10 protein-coding genes and 1 pseudogene are annotated in these 19,049 nt (G+C 39.5%); 3 read left to right on the top strand and 8 right to left on the bottom strand.

Features of this window, described 5'->3' with window-relative positions:
* Positions 1 to 2 precede the first annotated feature (2 nt).
* The 3 genes and pseudogenes from LBQ60_14620 to LBQ60_14610 all read left to right on the top strand — a co-directional run bounded on the left by LBQ60_14620 (position 3) and on the right by LBQ60_14610 (position 1,364).
* Positions 3 to 425 (top strand): annotated as a pseudogene (locus LBQ60_14620) (GNAT family N-acetyltransferase).
* 3 nt (positions 426 to 428) lie between these two features.
* Positions 429 to 935 (top strand): pyridoxamine 5'-phosphate oxidase family protein, encoded by a 507-nt coding sequence (locus tag LBQ60_14615; GenBank protein ID MDR2039153.1) that lies wholly within the window; start codon positions 429 to 431, stop codon positions 933 to 935.
* 168 nt (positions 936 to 1,103) lie between these two features.
* The gene (locus tag LBQ60_14610; GenBank protein MDR2039152.1) at positions 1,104 to 1,364 is read left to right on the top strand and encodes a hypothetical protein; all 261 of its coding nucleotides are present in this window, start codon (positions 1,104 to 1,106) and stop codon (positions 1,362 to 1,364) included.
* 53 nt (positions 1,365 to 1,417) lie between these two features.
* Here LBQ60_14610 and LBQ60_14605 read toward each other — a convergent pair whose 3' ends face one another.
* From LBQ60_14605 to LBQ60_14570, 8 genes are all read right to left on the bottom strand, one after another.
* On the bottom strand, positions 1,418 to 3,754 hold the full coding sequence (locus LBQ60_14605) for an ABC transporter permease (protein MDR2039151.1): 2,337 nt from the start codon (positions 3,752 to 3,754) through the stop codon (positions 1,418 to 1,420).
* 62 nt (positions 3,755 to 3,816) lie between these two features.
* A complete protein-coding gene (locus tag LBQ60_14600; protein ID MDR2039150.1) occupies positions 3,817 to 4,491 on the bottom strand; it encodes an ABC transporter ATP-binding protein in 675 nt (224 codons plus the stop codon).
* A 52-nt stretch (positions 4,492 to 4,543) separates the two neighbouring features.
* Complete coding sequence (locus LBQ60_14595; GenBank protein ID MDR2039149.1) at positions 4,544 to 6,841, bottom strand: FtsX-like permease family protein; 2,298 nt, start codon at positions 6,839 to 6,841, stop codon at positions 4,544 to 4,546.
* Positions 6,842 to 9,181 carry an ABC transporter permease gene (locus tag LBQ60_14590; GenBank protein ID MDR2039148.1) on the bottom strand — a complete coding sequence of 780 codons (2,340 nt, stop codon included), beginning with the start codon at positions 9,179 to 9,181 and terminating at the stop codon, positions 6,842 to 6,844.
* Between the two features lie 37 nt (positions 9,182 to 9,218).
* Positions 9,219 to 11,579, bottom strand: a complete 2,361-nt coding sequence (locus tag LBQ60_14585; GenBank protein ID MDR2039147.1) for a hypothetical protein — start codon at positions 11,577 to 11,579, stop codon at positions 9,219 to 9,221.
* 64 nt (positions 11,580 to 11,643) lie between these two features.
* The gene (locus LBQ60_14580; GenBank protein MDR2039146.1) at positions 11,644 to 13,965 is read right to left on the bottom strand and encodes an ABC transporter permease; all 2,322 of its coding nucleotides are present in this window, start codon (positions 13,963 to 13,965) and stop codon (positions 11,644 to 11,646) included.
* Between the two features lie 57 nt (positions 13,966 to 14,022).
* Complete coding sequence (locus tag LBQ60_14575) at positions 14,023 to 16,434, bottom strand: FtsX-like permease family protein (GenBank protein MDR2039145.1); 2,412 nt, start codon at positions 16,432 to 16,434, stop codon at positions 14,023 to 14,025.
* Positions 16,435 to 16,507: 73 nt separating this feature from the next.
* Positions 16,508 to 18,928 (bottom strand): ABC transporter permease, encoded by a 2,421-nt coding sequence (locus LBQ60_14570; GenBank protein ID MDR2039144.1) that lies wholly within the window; start codon positions 18,926 to 18,928, stop codon positions 16,508 to 16,510.
* Positions 18,929 to 19,049: the final 121 nt, after the last annotated feature.

Here is a 19,049-nt window from a genome sequence, read left to right as displayed (position 1 = left end):
CGATGAACCTACGAACCTATACTTCCGGAGACCTTGATGCATTGGTTGACCTGTTTACACAAACCGTACACACCATTAGCAGCCTTTACTACTCGCCGGAAGAAATAGAAGCATGGGCCCCATCGCATCCTGATATGAAGGAATGGGAGCATCTTTTGAATAACCGGTACACCATTGTAGCAGAAAATAACGGTTTGATCGTCGGATTCGGATGCCTGCATCTTGACGGAAGTTCTATCGACATGTTATTCACCCATCATTTACATCAGAGTGAAGGGATCGGTTCGGAGATCATCCGTAAGCTGGAAGAAGAAGCTGTACACAAAGGAAGAACAGAAATCCTGCTTACCACCAGTGCTACCGCATGGAAATTCTACCAGAAGCGCGGCTATCAATACCTTCGAAGTGAAAAAAAAACATACGGGGATATGGTATTTGATTGCCAGATATTGCGTAAAGCATTACCTGTATTTCCGGGAGTAAGGCGTAAAGACCGGATATTGGAAGATGAAAAAGCCAGGAAATTATTGGAAACCGGGGAATACGGATTTTTGTCGATGTGCGGTATCAACGGATATGGCTACGGAATACCATTCAGTTTTGTAATTGCCGGAAAAAGCATCTATTTCCACTGCGCTACGGAAGGCTTCAAACTGGAAAATATCCGACAGAACAACCGCGTGAGTTTTTGTGTGGTCGGCGCTACCCAAATATTGCCCGGGCAATTTTCCACGGCCTATGAAAGTGTGCTCGTTTTTGGAACGATTACGGACAATCTTCCTGAAGAAGAACGATACCGGGCTTTGGATCTGATAGTGGAAAAATACAGTCCTGCATTCGTTGATATTTCCAAACAATATATCGATAAATCTTTTCACAGGACCCATATACTCCGTCTGGATATAGAACACCTGACCGGTAAACGCAGGAAATAAGCACTCAGTGCTATTTATTGTCTTCTTAAGCCGCATTGATCAAATTGATTATGGTTATTAAGTATGACATTAATTTATTGGTATTACTTAAATGTTTACTTTTATTATGTTTGGGTGTTTTGGTAGTGTTATTTCATAAGTAATTGTTCAAAATTATATCATACATCTATGGAATCATTTTTTACCCTTCTTTTTCTTGATAAAAAGAAGCAAAAATCAAGGCTTGCTTCCTCAGCGACCAGTCACTGCACGTTACGGGATGCCGGAAGAACTCGCCTGACGGCTCAAACAGCTTCCGGCTTGCCCCTTCACTTTGCAGGACTGGTGCCCGCTTCCGGAAACTCAGGCCTCCCAGGTGTAACACCACTGCATGAGCAGGGGAATAAAAATATGATAATGGAAACTAATTATGAACATCTACTTAATTAATGAAGACCATAAATATCTGCCCGATGATTTCGATTGTTCTATTCATTCCGAAATCAATTATCTGCTTTTACCACCTCTGCTGGATTTTCATTGGCTGTCTTTATTATTTTCCAGCCAACACAAAAAACAATGATCACAAATAATGATAAAAAGATAATTCCGTAGATCCAGGTAGGTATTATCGTTTGTAGGGTGTATTGTTCGATCCATGGTTTCATGATCAGATAACCGGCCGGAAAAGCAATAACGGTTCCCACCAGTAAAAGCAGGAAATATTCTTTCAGGAAAATGAACAGGATATCCCGTACTTCCGCGCCGTTTACTTTACGAATGGCTATTTCCTTGCGACGCTCCTCGCAAGTGAGCATGACCAACGATACAAAGCCAAAAACAGATATAATAATGCAAACCAGCGAAATAAAACCAAGAAGTTTTAGTAATGCTTCTTCGGAACGAAAATAGTCGTTGTACGCATCTTCAGAACTAACCAGGTCATAATAAACGGATTGTGAATGATGTTCTTCACGCCATTTATCAATATTTTTCTTTATTCCTTCCCAGGTATCACCCTCATAACTGAATATAAGATTAGAAGTCGAAGTCCTATCAGAGTCGGATAAAGTGAAAATGATAGGTTTGGGAGGCAATACGGGTGAAGCATTATAGATGTTTTTTACTACTCCTTTTACCATATAGTGAGATATTTTTTCACCGACAGGATGCTGCAGATTTAATAACCGGGCAGTTGTCTCGGTAATTACAATCAAGTTTTCCGGATCATCGGCGGTTAAAAATGCTCCGTCCAGTAAACGTAAACCATAGATCTCAAAAAAATCCTCTAATACGTCAAATTTTACCATTTGCATTTCAGTACCATCTTTATCAATTCTGAAAAGACCGCGGGATGATGCCGGCATTAACGGTGGATTTTTGGTCACTGCTTTTTTTATTCCGGGAATCCGGAGTATCTGCGACGCCCATTCCTGAGAATCAAGACTAGGAAAGATCGTGATCTGCCCGATATTTTTGTAATCAAATCCGAGATCGACCGTATGTAAATGACGAAGTTGTCTTTGCATGACCGATGTACAAAAAATAAAACCGATGCTGATCACCAGTTGTACTACAATAGAAGCCTTCCGGAATAAATGATGGTTCGATCTACGGACCGAGGAACTCAATGTTCGTTTACGGAACCATAACAAAGCAAGAAAGAAAACTAATATGGAAATAAGTATGATCCCTCCTGTATACAACAATGATTCCCTGTAAATGACCGGCATATCCGTCTGAACCTGTGATAATAGCCTGAAAGCAGGAAGCAACACGCGGATGAACAGCACTCCCAGTAATACGGCAAAAAGCAGGATCACAATAAATTCATTGAGTAAAAGGATGAATAATGAAGCCAATGAAGAACCATTAACGAGTCTGATGGCAAATTCTTTCTGCCTGATGCGGAAACGGGAAATAAACAAAGTGAAAAAGTTGAACAACGAACAGACGATCAGAATGATTCCCGATAAGGAGAATAAGCGGATATGGTTCTGCCTGACTTCGGGTTCCTCGAACGGGTAATCAGAACGTATCCTGGCTACAGGAACAGGTTCAAAAGCAAAGTTTACTTCTACAGTACCTGTTTCAGTCGGCATCGAATATTGTACCGGAACTTTTATCTCTTTCAGTTTTTCCTTAAAATTCTTTATATCCGAATTTGGGGATAACTTTACGAAAGTGAGGTAGGCCATTTCATGCCATTTATCTCCGGGTAGACCCCTTCTGGCAGTCAATACATCGAACGGGAAGTTGGAGGGCCCGGACAAATCCCTGATGACGGCACTGACCGTATATTCTGTGTTATTAAATAAAATAAGTGTTTTTCCTAAGGCAGGTTCCTTACCGAATATTTTTCGGGCCGTTTTCTCTGTAATGGCAATTTTCGTTCCCGGAAGATCCATGGATCCGAGATCCCCCTCGACAGATTCGAAACCGAATAATTTAACGAACGATGTGTCCATGTTGATTGATCGTAGCCGGAATGAATGTCCGTTATATTCTATATCTTCAAGGAATTCGGCACTATAAGTAAAATGAGTGCTTCTTTCCACTTCCGGAAAATTCTTTCTCAGATGTTCAGCCAGCGGGCCCGGTGTAATACTACGCATCATTCCCCGGCTGTATGAATCGGTCAATACCTGATCCATTTCACGGATCAGGTATATCCGGTCGGCATCTTTATAAAAGCCGTCATAATTTTCCTCATAACGGATCCACAGGCTTGCCAAAGCAAAACAGGTAAATCCTACCGCCAATCCTACGATACTGATAAGGGACTGTATTTTATATTTCCATATATTACGGAAAGCGACTTTTAAATAATGCTTCAGCATAGGTAAAAGGAAAAAATAAGTGATGCCCGGCTGACCCGGTCCGGACACCACTTGAGGAGAAACTATAAAATGACTTCAGAGACCAGTTGACCGTCGAACAGGTTGATGATCCTGCCGGCGTACCCTGCATCGTGCTGGCTATGTGTCACCATAACGATGGTAGTCCCTTCCTTGTTCAGTTCCGTCAGCAGGTTCATTACTTCCTTGCCGTTTTTCGAATCGAGGTTTCCGGTCGGTTCATCAGCCAGTATGATGTGGGGATTGGCCACTACAGCCCTGGCAATGGCTACACGTTGCTGTTGTCCTCCGGACAGTTGCTGGGGAAAATGTTTCGAACGGTGTGCGATCTGCATCCTGTCCATCGCCTGGTTTACCTTTTGCTTGCGTTCCGAAGCAGAAACCCCCATGTACAGAAGGGGAAGCTCGATGTTTTCGAAGACATTCAGTTCTTCGATCAGGTTAAAACTCTGGAAAACAAACCCGATGACTCCTTTCCGTAACTTGGTCCGTTGCGATTCAGGAAAGCTACTGACATCCGTCCCGTTCAGGATATATTTACCTCCCGTAGGATTATCCAGCAATCCCAGTATATTCAGCAAGGTAGACTTTCCGCAACCGGATGGTCCCATAATTGCTGCAAATTCGCCTTCTTTGATTTCCAGGTTGATGTTGTTCAATGCCCAGGTTTCTACTTCTTCCGTACGGAATACTTTCTGTAAATTTTCAGTTTTGATCATGATATTTCTATTTTTAATTGTTTTTATTTTTTTATAATAACTATACTTTTTCTTATTCGGATTTTAATACCTCTGCGGGATTTTCACGGGCAGTTTTCAGTATCATTGATATTATCGTAAAGAAGACTACCACGGTAACAACTAAAAAAATCAATACAAACAACCATGCATCGATAGATGTTTGTTTGACATAATTGTCCTGCCAGTTTTTCATGATAAAATACCCAGATGGAAATGCAATTACAGCTGCCAAAAAGAACAATAACAAATATTCTCCGAAAAAAATATCCAGAATATCTTTTATTCCGGCTCCGTTTACTTTCCGGATGGCAATTTCTTTACGTCGTTGTTCACATGAAAGATCAGTCATGGAAAAGATACCGAAAAGAGCGATAAGAATGCAAACAACTGTCATTATGAGTAACAATATCAGTAAGGACTTTTCGGATTCAAAATATTTTTCGAATACTTCTTCCATATAAGTAAACCGGATATCATGTTTTTCCTGATCTGGAAATTCTTTATACACCCATTCCATGATTGCTTTTTCTGATTGCTCCTTCATTCCGTCTTCATACTTGTACAAGATATCATATTCCCATCTGGGTTGCTGAATGATTGTTGGTTTTACCTGACTGGTAGGAGTAATGTAAAAATCACGGACTACTCCCACTATTTTATCACCTGATATTTCCTGTCCTACAGCGCTTCCTTCAAAAGTTTTGGCTGCCGTTTCATTAATGACGATCCCGGGAAAATGATTCGAAAAATTCGTTCCTTCGACTATCTCCATATCGAAAATATCCAAAAATCGTGGATCCGCACCAATGGCCCAATAAGACATCGTCTTATAATTTTCTTTTTCGCTTTTATCATCACTTTGCATATATGATGTAATAGCTATTTTCCCGGTGGTCATGGTGTTAAGAATATCCGGATAGGAAGGAATAGCATCGACAATTCCCGGTAATTGTTTTATCTTCTCAGCATAAGGAGTATCCATCTTTACTCCTTCTATATGGAACGTTGCAATATGGTGCCGGTTTATACCCAGGTCTACATGATACAGGTAATTGATTTGTTTAAAAAATACAGCGGAACAGAAGATCAACCCAAAACTGATTACCAGTTGCACCAGCAAACAAGCTTTACGGAATATATGGTTGCTTCTTGACGTATTCCCTTTGAGATGATTATGTAATGCTTTCCTGTGGAATAAAAATACAGGTAAAATGCTAATCATAATCCCACAGAGTATCATTAAAAGCGCATATACCCCTATTTCTGCAAAGACATTCATGTTGCTGCTTCCGATCATTGCATATTCCTTAAAATCAGAAATGCTCAATGCCATGAATATCACCCCTGTGATTAAGGACAAAATCAATACCAGTAAAAAGTCGAAAGACAAGGTGGTTATGATCTGTGTATTTGAGGCCCCATTTACTTTACGCAGGGCAAGTTCCCTACTCCTTATCCGAATATGGCCGATATAAAGTGTCAGATAATTAAACAGGGCACATAAGATCACCAGTAATCCGGAACCGGAAAAAATCAGGATATGGTTGAAACGCATATTGGTTTTAATATTCCCGTCAGGGTTTTTATAGTGCAATTTTCTCAGAGGCGTTACAACCAAAGAAATTATACGATCAGATTCCCCAATAAAAATTTTATCCAGTTTCTTTTCCAATAACCGGATATCTGCTCCTTCTTTGAGGAGGATGTAAGTATGGTATAAGGAGTAGTTTGATGAATTTAGCTCTTCTTCACTATTCCATAGCCAAACAGGTACCAATACATTAAAAGGGATATTCGTATTTTCCGGCCAGGCGGGAAGAATATGCTGTATGGTATATTTATATTTGCTTTTCAGTAAATCGATTTTTCGATATTTGTCCGTCACCACTACCGGATCGATCGATTTCCTGATAAAAAAATCTTCAGGAACATCCGGTATATCAAAAATATTACAGAAAGAACTATCAATAGTCAGGAAGATGATCCCATCATCGTTCATCTCAGAAGGACGAATATTACAGGCATCTTCTATCTCCGGGAATTTTTCTTTCAGATAGGACGCTAAAGGATATGGTGAAGTGGATGTTATTTCCGAAGCATCAGCATTCACTGTATCCCATTTATTACTAGCTATCTGAATCCTGTAAATCCTGTCTGCTTTCGGGTGAAAATCATCATAACTCATTTCGTACCGTATCCACAATGCAGACATGGCAAAAGCGGTAAACCCTATCGCAAGCCCCAAAACACTAATGATACTTTGTGTCTTGTACTTAAAAAAATTACGAAAAGAAACGTTCAGATAATGCTTGAACATAATCACATTCATTTATTCAGATTTAACTACCTCCGCCGGATTCTGCCGGGCTGCTTTCCAGACCTGCGAAATGACGGTAAGCAGTGTAATCACACAAACAATAATAAAGATCAGTGCATATATCCACCAGTCAATGCTCACCTGCTTGATATATCCCTCTGTCCATGGCTTTACGATCAGGTAGCCTGCGGGAAAAGCGATCAATGAAGCGATAACGATCAGCACCGCATATTCCCGGAACAACGATAATAGGATATCATGTACCATGGCTCCGTTCACTTTCCGGATGGCGATCTCTTTTTTCCGCTGTTCACAGGTCAGGCTGGCCAGTGAATAGATCCCGAATATGGCAATCATAATACAAACAAAGGTCATGAAACCCAACATGATCATCAGGGATTTTTCAGACTTGAGGTATTTTTCATATACATCTTCCGAATAACGGAATTCCAGTTCTTCACCCGGATGATCTTCCTGGATCATTCTCCGGACAGCATCCTCCGTCTCTTTACGGGTACCTTCCTCATATTTGTAAACAAAACTGAGTTGTTGCCTTGAGTCCAGACCATTTTTAATATGTAATGGATAAATAATGGTCGGCTTTATTTTTGTTGTGGGCGATTCAAAATAAAAATCTTTGACTACGCCGATGATTCTTTCATCCTGGTATACCTCTTCTTTGACCTGTGGATCTTCTCCCAGTTGCCTGGCGGCAGTTTCGTTGATGACCGCCGTATGGGCATTGTCCTCCGTAAATAAAGTTCCTTCTGATAACTGAATATGATAGAAATCAAAGAAATGCGGTTCACAATACATGCTCATAAAGTTCACCTCAAATTCTTTTCCGTTTTTTATCACCGAACTATTTTTGCTGGATGAACTTTTTCTTTCAATAAATCCGGGATAAGATGTTTTTAATACATCGTTCACAGTAGGTATCTGCCTGATTTTATCAAAATAAGGCAATACCTTTAAAGTACTCCACCTTGTAGCGCTTACCTCTGCGATATTTTTCCGCTCGATACCCATATCCGTATGTGTCAGGAAATGTATTTGCCGGAAAAAGACAACGGCACAGAACATAAAACCTATACCTATGATAAGCTGCAGGAGGATGCTGATCTTACGGACCCTGTTCCTGCTAAAGGTAGCAGTCTGCCCCTGCATCATTTCCCGTAGGTTTCTCCGGTAAAAATAACCGATAGGAATGATGCCGATGATACTTGTCACAGCGACCAGTGCTAATACGTACAGCAATGTGCCCGAAAGGATCATAAAGCTGTTCATCTGTATCATGGATAATGCACGGAATGAAGGTAGGAATATACCGATCAATAAGTATCCTGCCAGTATGGAGAATAACAGGATCAACATAAACTCCATGAACAGCAGAGAAAATACCTGTGCATTGGCGGACCCGTTGACTTTGCGCAGGGCTAATTCTTTTCCCCGGGAAATGATCCTGCTGACAAAAAGCGTCAGATAGTTGAATAAAGCACAAAGCATGATCAATAATCCGGAAATAGCAAAAATGGATATATGGCTGTATTTAACATTCTGTTCCTCCCCTTCATCCGGACTCTTATAATGTTGCTCCTTAATGGGCGTCAGCGCAAATGAGCTGTTGGGACGATGTTCCCTGGTTTTGAGATCTGTCATCTTCTTCTGTACCTCATTTGCATTTGCCCGGGGATGTAATAATACATAAGTATGGAACGAAAGATATCCCCAGGAAAGCCGGTTGGATGAATACCAAATCTCCGCAGGAATTAACATATCAAACGGATAACTGGTATTTCCCGGCCATTCCCTGATCACGGATCGTATCTCAAATTTCTGGTTCCAGATATTTTCAATGGTCATTCCGGTTACATCAGTATTCCCAAATAATTCCTTTGCCAGTCTTTCCGTAATGATAACAGGAGTGATGTTATTGATATGGGCAGTGAAGAAATTGTTCGCAGGAATATCAAACAGGGTGCAAAAAGCGGTATCAACTACTAAATAATCGATCTCCTTTCCCGATTTTAAAGGCATAGCATAGCTCTCTACCTGGCAGGCGCTGATTATTTCAGGGAAATTTGACCGGAGGAATTCGGCCAGGGGATACGCTGTCCAAGGTGATAACACGATCCCGGTGGAATCAGTATTCCATCTGTTATCAATTTCCCGAACCCGGTAGATTCGGTCGGCTTCCGGATGAAAATTATCATAACTTCTTTCATACTGTACCCAGAACATAGATAATGAAAAACAGGCAAACCCGATGGCCAGCCCCAGGATACTGATGAGGGACTGTACTTTGAATTTGAACAGGTTTCTGAAGGCTACTTTTATAAAATGACGGAACATGATTATTTTTATTTATTACTTGAACAACTTTTGATTTTTATTCGGCCTTTACTACTTCTGACGGATTTTCCCGTGCCACTTTCAATATCTGGAAAACAACGGTGAGCAGGATCAATGCCAGAATGGTGAAGTAAATACCGGCAAACAAACCCCAGTGAACGGGAGTCCGGTCATGAAATCCCTCCAGCCAGATGCCGGCGTAATAATAGACAAAAGGAAAAACCACAATACATACCAATGTCCATAAAATAACGTATGTTTTACTGAACAGCAGAATGATGTCTTTGATCCCGGCACCATTGATCTTTCTGATGGCTATTTCTTTCCGGCGTTTTTCCAGATTGGTCATCACGGAAGAATAAATGCTGACCAGCCCCAATACCAGACTGAAAAAGAAAAATATCCCTGCAACCGATGAGATCAGTTTCTCGTCCGAAAATGTATCTTCAAATTCTTTCTTAAAGATGCCCATATCCAACTCATAACTTTCCGGCAGTAATTCGCGCAGGCAACGGATCATGTCTTCCTGTGCTTCTTTGGTTTTTCCTTCTACCGCCTTCGCATAAAGCATAAAATTGCCGTACCGGGGGAAAAGCCTGAAAAATACCGGTGTATCGGCCATGATGTTGTTTTTATTTTTGATATCATATTCTATGATCTGGGGACCATTCATGACCCCTATCACATGATATGGTATTCTGGATTTTTCATACCGGAATGATTTTCCGATCACAGATTCGTCTGGAAATAAGGCTGCAAAAGCGGAATTGACCACTACGGCTTGCAGATCGGAATTTTCATCAATAAAATCACCCTGTAGCATGCTTCCGTGAAAAAAGTCCAGGAAATTAGGAGACACCAGAAATTCTTTCACTATCTGATCGTCAATTCCGGATATTTTTTCCGAAGAATTGCGGTACCAAAGGAAAAAAACAGGATCATTGGAATAGGTTACTTCCAGAATATGTGTTGATTTTTCGATATTCTTTATCAGCACATCCCTTTGTCCGGTCAGTTCTGAATAATTACACCTGACACAAATGATGTTTTCCTGTTCGGCCACGGAGAGGTTCGTGAACAACTTGTTTTTTGTATGGTTTGTCTGCCGGTTAACTATCAGCACCGAACAAAGAAACAACAGCAATACCGCCATCTGTATAAACAACAGGATGTACCGCCCCAAACTTTTCCCTTTCCTGTTTCCCGAAAAAAACAAGGTATGGATTTGTGTCCTGTGAACTATATGGGTAAGTAACAGGCTGATCAGGAATAACAGCATTATTCCCCAGATCATGTACCGGGCTAATTCCAGGTTCAGGGTCTGCCCCATCAGTACCGTATAGGTCAGGTTATAATAATAGTCAGGGAAAACACGGGCAAAATAAAAGATGAAAATAAATGTTAACAGGCAGGAAAGGATGAATGGCCAAAGCAATTCTGTAAAAATACCGGCAAATAATTGTATCCCGTTGATTCCGTTTACTCTTTGGACAGCATAAGATTTCTGCCGGTTATAAATAACGGATACCTGAAAAGAAATGAAGTTAAATGCCGCTGTCAGCAGTATCAGCGCTCCGAGGAGCAGGAGAAAAACGGACATTTTGATGGAATAATCCGACCATTCGAAATATTCTGTAAATAAAGTGATCGCCGGAGGAGTATCCGCATCATGTTCTTCCGAGGGTTTGTATTCCGGATGCACCGTCACATACCGGTCATATTTTTCCCTGAAATCTTTTATGGATGCTCCTTTTTTCATCAGAAGTACATAATTGGCCCCGGGCATACGGAATCCACCGGTTCTGTTACCCTGAGGGGGACGATTGAAATACAATAAGGTATTGTTCCAATGTCCCAAAACAGAATTTTCCGACTGGTCTTTAATGATCCCGGCAAGATAGGCTGTGTTTCCATCTATTTTAATTTCCTGTCCGATCAGCTGGCGAATATCATCTACTCCACTTTTTTGGGCTAAAGTTTCGGATACCACCACACTGTTCATGGAATTTTTTACAGTTGTTTCATTGCCCGCCACAAAAGAAAAAGAGAAAAAGTCAATCACAGCCGTATCCGGGTACGATACCTGAATCCTGCCCGGCATGGTTTTCCCATTCAAATAAAATTCAATGTCTGATTGTATGGAATAAAACTGATTGTCGACAAGGTACTCTATTTCCGGAAACTGTTCCGTTAATACTTCCTTCGGAACGTTTGTATCCATATAATACATCCTTTCCGAATGAGGGACGGAATAATTGTACCTGAAATAAAACCGGGCATAATAATTACACAGGGAAAAACAGATCAATCCCACGGAAAGGCAAAGAATACCGATCAAACTTTGCTTTTTATATTTCCAGAAACTACGGAATGCTATTTTTATATAATGTTGAAACATATTTTTTTTTGACAATTAACAAGTACATGATACTCTTAGAAATGAATATTGAACACATGCCTATTTATTCTGTTTTTAACACATCGGCCGGATTTTCTTTTGCAGTTTTAAAAACACGCCATATCACCGAAAGAAATATAACCAACATCATTATGAAGAAAATGGCTAGGTATATCCACAGACTGATTGTGGTCTGTAAAGTATAGGATTCAATCCATTTTTTCATCAGAAAATAGCCGACAGGAAAAGCAATCGCTGATCCTATCAATAACAGAATGATGTATCTTCTGAAAAAATAAAACAGTATACTCGCTAAAACTGCTCCGTTTACTTTCCGGATGGCTATTTCTTTTCGTTTTTCTTCCAGATTGAGGGAAATAATTGAAAAAAATCCGAAAACAGAAACAAGTATACATATCAGGGAAATAAAACTCAACACCTGTAATAATGAGCGTTCTGAAGTAAAGAATTTATCATATTCATCTTCTACGAAAACCACAGAAATAACATTCAATTCCGGAAAATCCGTTTTTATCATCCGGTCGATCTTATCTTTTATTTGTTTTCCCGTTCCGGGCATATACTTTACAATAATATTTTCCATCGGGAACAATTGTTTTATATCCCGATAATCATCTTTCGATGCCGAAAACAAGATTGGCCTGGGAGAAACTGTAGGTGACAGTTTATAAATATCCTTCACCACTCCTTTCACGGTATACCGGTCATCAATCCTTTTGCCAAGCGGTTCTTCCCATCCGAAAGCTTTCACAGCCGTTTCATTGATTAAAACATAATTATCCGCATCATTTTCATCCGGAAAATCGCCTGCCAATAACTGTAATTTATAAAACGAACAGAAGTTACTTTGCGCAATGATCATCTCTACCGGAACATCAGGAGTTTCCGGCATTTTTCCCTCCCATTCCTTGATTATCGGATGCAATGCTATCTTTACCGGCAATAAAACAAATACTGAATTTAAAACATCTTCTGTTTCAGGGAATTTACTTATATTATCGATCAAATGATCGATATTCTTAGATTTTAAAGTAATGGATAGTGTATTTTTATATTCAAATCCTAAATCGGTTTGGTGTAAAAAGTAAATTTGCTTAAAAATGACCAACGTGCAAAAAATAAATCCGATACTGACAATAAGTTGAAAAATAAGAGATAGATCCCTGTATTGATATTTATTGCTCTGAATAGATTGTTGTATCGTTTTTTTCCGGAACAGGATAAGTACGAGTAAGAATACAAACAAAGCCAAAAAAATAATTATTCCGATATAGATCAAAATCTCTCCGTAAATGTCGGCCAGGCCTAATTCTATTGCCGATAATTCTTTGAAATAATTCAAAACCAATTTAATTAATACCAACCCGATTACGGTTGAAAATAACAGGGTAATCAGAAATTCCAAAGACAACATCATGAATAAGCGTCCCCATGACGAACCGCAGACAAGCCTGAGAGCCAATTCTTTCCTCCTCATCCGGAAACGGCTTACAAATAGTGTAATATAATTAAACAGAGAACTCAATATGACCAAAAGTCCAGCTAAACCGAAAAACAACAGATAACGGAACTGGACATTCCTATTAATTCCCATATCTTTATAATGAACTTCAGTGATAGGGAGTATTTCTATTTGTGAAAAAGTTTTGCTCTGTTTCTCAAATGTATGTCCATATAGTTTTTTATAAAATAATTGATGATCTGTTCCCTTTCTCAATTTAATGAGTGTCGCCCAGTTGGCATCCCAATCATCCTCCCTGTGCCTGATGGCAGAAATAACATCAAATGCATAATTACTATGGAATGGCCATTCCTCAACCAGCGCACAAATCGTAAATTCCCTGTCGTAAGAAGTGAATTTCCTGCCTATCGGGGATCCTTCCCCGAAAAGGTCTTTCGCTTTTCCGGGTGTAATTGCTGCCTGGTAGCTTTCAGATATCAGAAAATCCGGGTTTCCTTCCAAAATTTTCATGTCAAATATATCCGCAAAGTGCGGACTGGTCCTGGTATGCCATATTCTGTTTTCCATACCTTCAACCGTAATCTCGGATTGGATACCCCAAAAACGATTACTTTCGATTGTCAGAGAAGATTCTATCTCCGGAAAAATTTCTTTTAAATAGGATGCAAGTGAATATGGAGTCCGTTGCGTCATCTCGAAATTACCGTGGTGATCTTTTATATACACCTGGTATATACGGTCAGAATCCGGATGTCCGGTATCATATGTCATTTCATAGCGTATCCATAGAGTTGCCAATGCAAAACAGGTAAATCCGACCGCCAGCCCTATAATACTGATGATGGACTGTATCCTGAATTTCCACAGGTTACGAAAAGCTACTTTTAAATAATGCGAGAACATGTTTTGTATTTTTGATGATCAATACACTTTTGAAACGGATATTGAACACATGACTAATTATTCTGTTTTTAACACATCTGCAGGATTTTCACGGGCAATACGCAACAACCGGTATACCACTGTCAGAATCAATAAGAGAGTCACCAGTAATAATACCGCCGGAAAGACCCACCAGGGGAATGCAATATGAAATGCATAGACTTCCAGCCATTTCCGGACAGCGTAATAAGCAAATATAAACGCCGGGACACACGCTATCAGCAATATCAACATATAGGATCTCAGGAATAAGCGGATAATACTCCTGATCTCGGCGCCGTTGATTTTCCTGACAGCTACTTCTTTCCGCCGGTTTTCGGTATTCAGGTAAACAGATGAATACACGCCCGACAAACTGATGATGATCGAAATAACCGACATGGCAATGATGATCCGGAACAATAAACGTTCATATTCGTTGAAACTCTTAATAGTCTCACTTAATGTACGGATGTCAAATTCCAATGTAGGCGGAACGATTTCCCGGATCAACTCATCGATAAAAACGAGTGCTTCTTTATGCTTTGCCGGATGGATCTTAACATATATAAAAGCTGTTTCTTCTTTAGGGAAATAGAAAGTCGCTTTCATCGGTTCGGATACTCCAAGACGTATTTCATCCTCCACCACACCGACAATAGTAAATTGGTTCCGGAATGTTTTAAGAACACCACCCAACACATGTTCCTCCCTCAACAGCTTTTTAGCTGTTTCGTTAATCACCACCTGATCGGCCCGGTCGGGTTCTATAAAATGGCCATCCACAAGCTTCGTTTTTGTGAAATCACAATAATTGTTCCCTACAAAAAGAATTGCCACACTATCATGCGCCAATGATTCCCCGTTGTATTCTATACCGGTCATCAATGCCCCCTGGTCGGCTATTTCAGAGCCGGTCAGCAACAGACTTTCTATATTGGGATTACTTTTTAAACGGTTGACAAGTTCCTCTGTATGTGGTTCAAAAATGTCCCTGTAAGTCAGTTGTAGTTCCACGATGTTCTCTTTTTCCTGTTGAGACAATGTACTGTAAATCGTTTTCTGAATATACTCCAATTGCAGGTATACAAACAAGGAAGCAGATATAAATAAAATTGAAATGAATAACTGAAAGCCCAACAATATATTCCGGATCCGTGATTTAGGTTTCACTGATTTACCACCATGTAATGTATGACGTACATTACGCCTTTCTATCCGCATTACCGGAATCATGCAACACAGGAAAGAAACAGCAATCCCCAGGACAATATATTGCAGCAAATGTTGCAGTAAGACAGATTGTTCAATGGTAAACAGCTTGAATATATTGACATACTCCGATGCGAACAGGGTCAGCCAGACATAGGCCATCCCTCCGACAAATAAAACGGTTAAAGCGATCTCCGTATAGAAAAGGAAATACAACTGCCACCAGTTAGCATTCACCGATTTCCGGATGGCACATTCGTGTCTTTTTAACAGGAACTGATGAATGGTATAAGAAATATAGTTGACTATGGCCACCGACAGGACAAGAATACCGATTATAAGCAACAGCCCTGTAATAATATAATAAAGGGGACCCCATTGTTCCTTTAAGGCCTGGTTATATGGCAGGAGTGAATACTCCGTCTTCTTGCCGTCATTCCGTTCAAGCATCCATGAAAAATTAGGATTCTCCATAACCGGGGAAAAATCCCTGAATTTTTCATTGAACCCATCTCCAGATATATTTTTCTTAAGTTTAACGGCTGAAACAGACGCCGTCCATCCGCTCCGGCTATGGGGATGAAGATTTCCATGTTCATCATTGATGAATATACCTGCAGGATTCTTTTCGGAAGTCCACCTGATGGTTAAAAACGAGATAGACGGTAAATCTTCTATGACCCCGACAACCGTATAGGAAAATCCTTTTTCCACACGACGATTGTTTTCCCGCACATTGCGATAGCAAATCATCTTTTCACCGGAAACATCGGTTTTTCCAAAAAGCTTTTGCGCCGTAGATCTGAATAATATGATCCCGTTCTGTTGCTCTTTATATCCCGGGATCAACGGAGAAACTACCGGACAGGAAAAGAAATCGACAAAAGAAGGATTGGCTTCCAGAAACCGGAGATAATACTGCTGAAGATGATCGTCTTCACCGATATCAAAAAGGTAAGCGTTGTGAAATTCAACTGTCAGGTAATCTTCCACATCCGGATAAGCGTCTTTGACCAGCTTTCCGGTAAGAGGCATAATGGCAAAACGATCATCCTGCTTTATCATATACATCCTGTCTGAATCAGGATATGTCGAGTCGACAGTGAGTATACTCCGTACCACATAAAAACAAAGGGCAAAACATGCCAATGCTACACTTAAGCCCAAAATACTGATCAGGGACTGAACCTTATATTTCCACAGGTTACGAAAAGCTATTTTTATATAATGGCTGAACATTTTTTTTTTTCAATTGATGATTTTGATAGACTGTTTGCTGTTAATCTTGTTATTTTCAATTTTCATTGCATAACTATTCGGACTTCACCACTTCTGCCGGATCTGCATTTGCGGTTCTGATAACCTGTGCAAGGACTGTAAGAATGACTATGCCTAATGTAAATATAAATACAGGCAGAAACATCCAGAATTCAATCGTGATTTTGTAGATATAACCTGCCAGCCATTTACTCATAAAAAGATATGCCAAAGGCAAAGCAACTAAATTGGCAATGATCAACAACCTTGAATATTCCATCAAAAACATACCTACAACTTTTTTAGCGGTTGCTCCCGATATTTTCCGTATGGCTATTTCTTTTTTACGCCGTTCCATATTAGAAGAAGAAATGGAATAAATACCAAAAATGGCAATAATGATACATAGCACAGCAAGTAAAAGAAAAAGTTGCAGGCTGGAATTTTCCGATTTGTTTATTCTATAAAGGATATCGTCAACAAGCTCGATTGGAGTTTCAGATATGTCGGTATCGTATTTTGCAAATATCCGTTCCATTGCAGCAATGGCTTCCCGTTCCCTTCCTTCATCCACTTTTATATAATTATGGTTTCCCCTCCATCTGCCTGGTATAGGTTGTAGTATAACCGGAAAAGTTTCGTTTTGCAGGCTTGAGGTATGAAAGTCTTTTACAATACCGACAATCTCTACATTTTGCTTTTCTTTGCGGCCATCGCTCACAACTGTATTTTCCGGCACTCTGATAACTTCTCCTATTATATTTTCCTTATTCAGTAGTTTGGCAAAATTTTCGGTTACAAGTACTTTGGTATTCGATATCTGGTCCAATATGCCTTTCACACGTCCAAATTTTCTGAGATCGCCTTCTTCCAATCCGCGTCCTTCAATGAGAGGAATCTCAAATGTGTTTATAAAATCTTCGTCCACATTAAAAAGAAGCAATGGCTGTTCAATCTCCTTCCCGTCCATTTCCGGATAGGTCTCTGTAAAAGTAGGTTCCTTGCTTATCTGGAAAAGATCCGTTCCGGTAAAATATTTTACTAATGGGAGTTGGGCTATGTCTTTTGTAATATTTTCGCGTTCCTTCATGGTCCAGTTCATTGTAAATTTTATCAAGCCTTTCGAATTAAATCCCCAGTCGAAATGATTCATCAATGACACTTGCCGGAAGAATATGAAAGCAGACATAATAAAGAAAACACAAATAGCCAGTTGAATACAGATACTAACGTTTCGTAATGATTTATAATTCGCTGTTCTGCCGGATGATTGTGTCAATCTGGAAAAACGCGCAAACTTCAATTCGGACAATAGACAGAATATAAAGATAATGGCAAACGTGACAACCGACACTATCAGATTGTTAGTGATCAACTCTGATTTGATGATTTGAGTTTCGAATTTCTGTTCAAAAATTGGGATTACGCTTATCAGTAAAACTATCCCCAAAGCAAAAGTCAATAATAATTGGACAATTAATTCTATCTGGAATAATTTTATAACTGCAGAATTATCTGCACCTACTGTTTTCCGCAATTTTATTTCCCTGCTTCGCTGCAACATCCGATTGATATAGAGATTCAGGAAATTAAATAAGGCACAGAACATTAATAAAAGGCCTGCTCCGACAAACGTGTAAATATAACTGATATTGAAGGACAAGTCGGAACCTATCAGATATCGGGCTTCCGAAATGTTGGCAACCTGCAATATCAGATCCTTGTTATATCCGTTATCAATGGCATAATTGCGCAATTTTTGTTCGAAAGTTTTTACTTCGACCGATTTATGTAACAAAACATAAATTTCCTGATACATCTGAAACCACTCTCTGTCTGGAGAAACTTGACTATTAAACATTCTGTTATATACATCAGGAGTAAATCCTTCACCCTGAAATTTCGAATTTACAGGAGGATTAGCCATTACCGCCACAATGGTAAACTGAATTTTGGCTCTTCCGAAACCTCCGGTAAAAACATTTCCAATGGCCTCCTCCGGAGAAGACCAGTATTTACGGGTAAAATCTTCGGTAACGATTAAATTCCCGGAAGACGCTAGCAAATGGTCAGTTTGTCCTTTGATTATTATTGGCGGAAAAAAATTAAAAAACTGTTCATCGACAAACCGGAATTCCGGATATCCGAGGTCTTTATCACCCCAAAACATCGGTATCATATACTGATTAAAATACACAGTTACATTCTCCACTTCAGGAAATTCCTTTTCTAATTTTTTTGCCAAAACCAGCGGCAAATGATTCTGTTTTTTTCCGGTTTTCTTATCAATGGCGTATATTTTATATATTCGTTCAGAATTTAGATGAAAGTCATCATACGAAGTTTCATATTTCAGCCATTGATAACCAATAGTAAAAAATGATATTCCCAATGCCAATCCTATAATGCTGATAACGGACTGTGTTTTATATTTCCACAAATTACGAAAAGCTGTTTTCAGATAATGCTTGATCATTTTTAATTGTATAAATATCCCCCTAACTTTATAACTTTATAACTTTATAACTTTATAACTTTATAACTTTATAACTTTATAACTTTATAACTTTATAACTTTATAACTTTATAACTTTATA

The sequence above is a fragment of the Bacteroidales bacterium genome, from assembly GCA_031275285.1.
Lineage (GTDB): Bacteria > Bacteroidota > Bacteroidia > Bacteroidales > UBA4181 > JAIRLS01.
Note: the sequence above shows the minus strand (reverse complement) of the source record. Positions and strands in the feature narration are given on the sequence as shown.

Coding starts and splice junctions, on each gene's coding strand:
- LBQ60_14615 (MDR2039153.1), top strand. CDS start 429: ATGGTATTTGATTGCCAGATATTGCGTAAAGCATTACCTGTATTTCCG.
- LBQ60_14610 (MDR2039152.1), top strand. CDS start 1,104: ATGGAATCATTTTTTACCCTTCTTTTTCTTGATAAAAAGAAGCAAAAA.
- LBQ60_14605 (MDR2039151.1), bottom strand. CDS start 3,754: ATGCTGAAGCATTATTTAAAAGTCGCTTTCCGTAATATATGGAAATAT.
- LBQ60_14600 (MDR2039150.1), bottom strand. CDS start 4,491: ATGATCAAAACTGAAAATTTACAGAAAGTATTCCGTACGGAAGAAGTA.
- LBQ60_14595 (MDR2039149.1), bottom strand. CDS start 6,841: ATGAATGTGATTATGTTCAAGCATTATCTGAACGTTTCTTTTCGTAAT.
- LBQ60_14590 (MDR2039148.1), bottom strand. CDS start 9,181: ATGTTCCGTCATTTTATAAAAGTAGCCTTCAGAAACCTGTTCAAATTC.
- LBQ60_14585 (MDR2039147.1), bottom strand. CDS start 11,579: ATGTTTCAACATTATATAAAAATAGCATTCCGTAGTTTCTGGAAATAT.
- LBQ60_14580 (MDR2039146.1), bottom strand. CDS start 13,965: ATGTTCTCGCATTATTTAAAAGTAGCTTTTCGTAACCTGTGGAAATTC.
- LBQ60_14575 (MDR2039145.1), bottom strand. CDS start 16,434: ATGTTCAGCCATTATATAAAAATAGCTTTTCGTAACCTGTGGAAATAT.
- LBQ60_14570 (MDR2039144.1), bottom strand. CDS start 18,928: ATGATCAAGCATTATCTGAAAACAGCTTTTCGTAATTTGTGGAAATAT.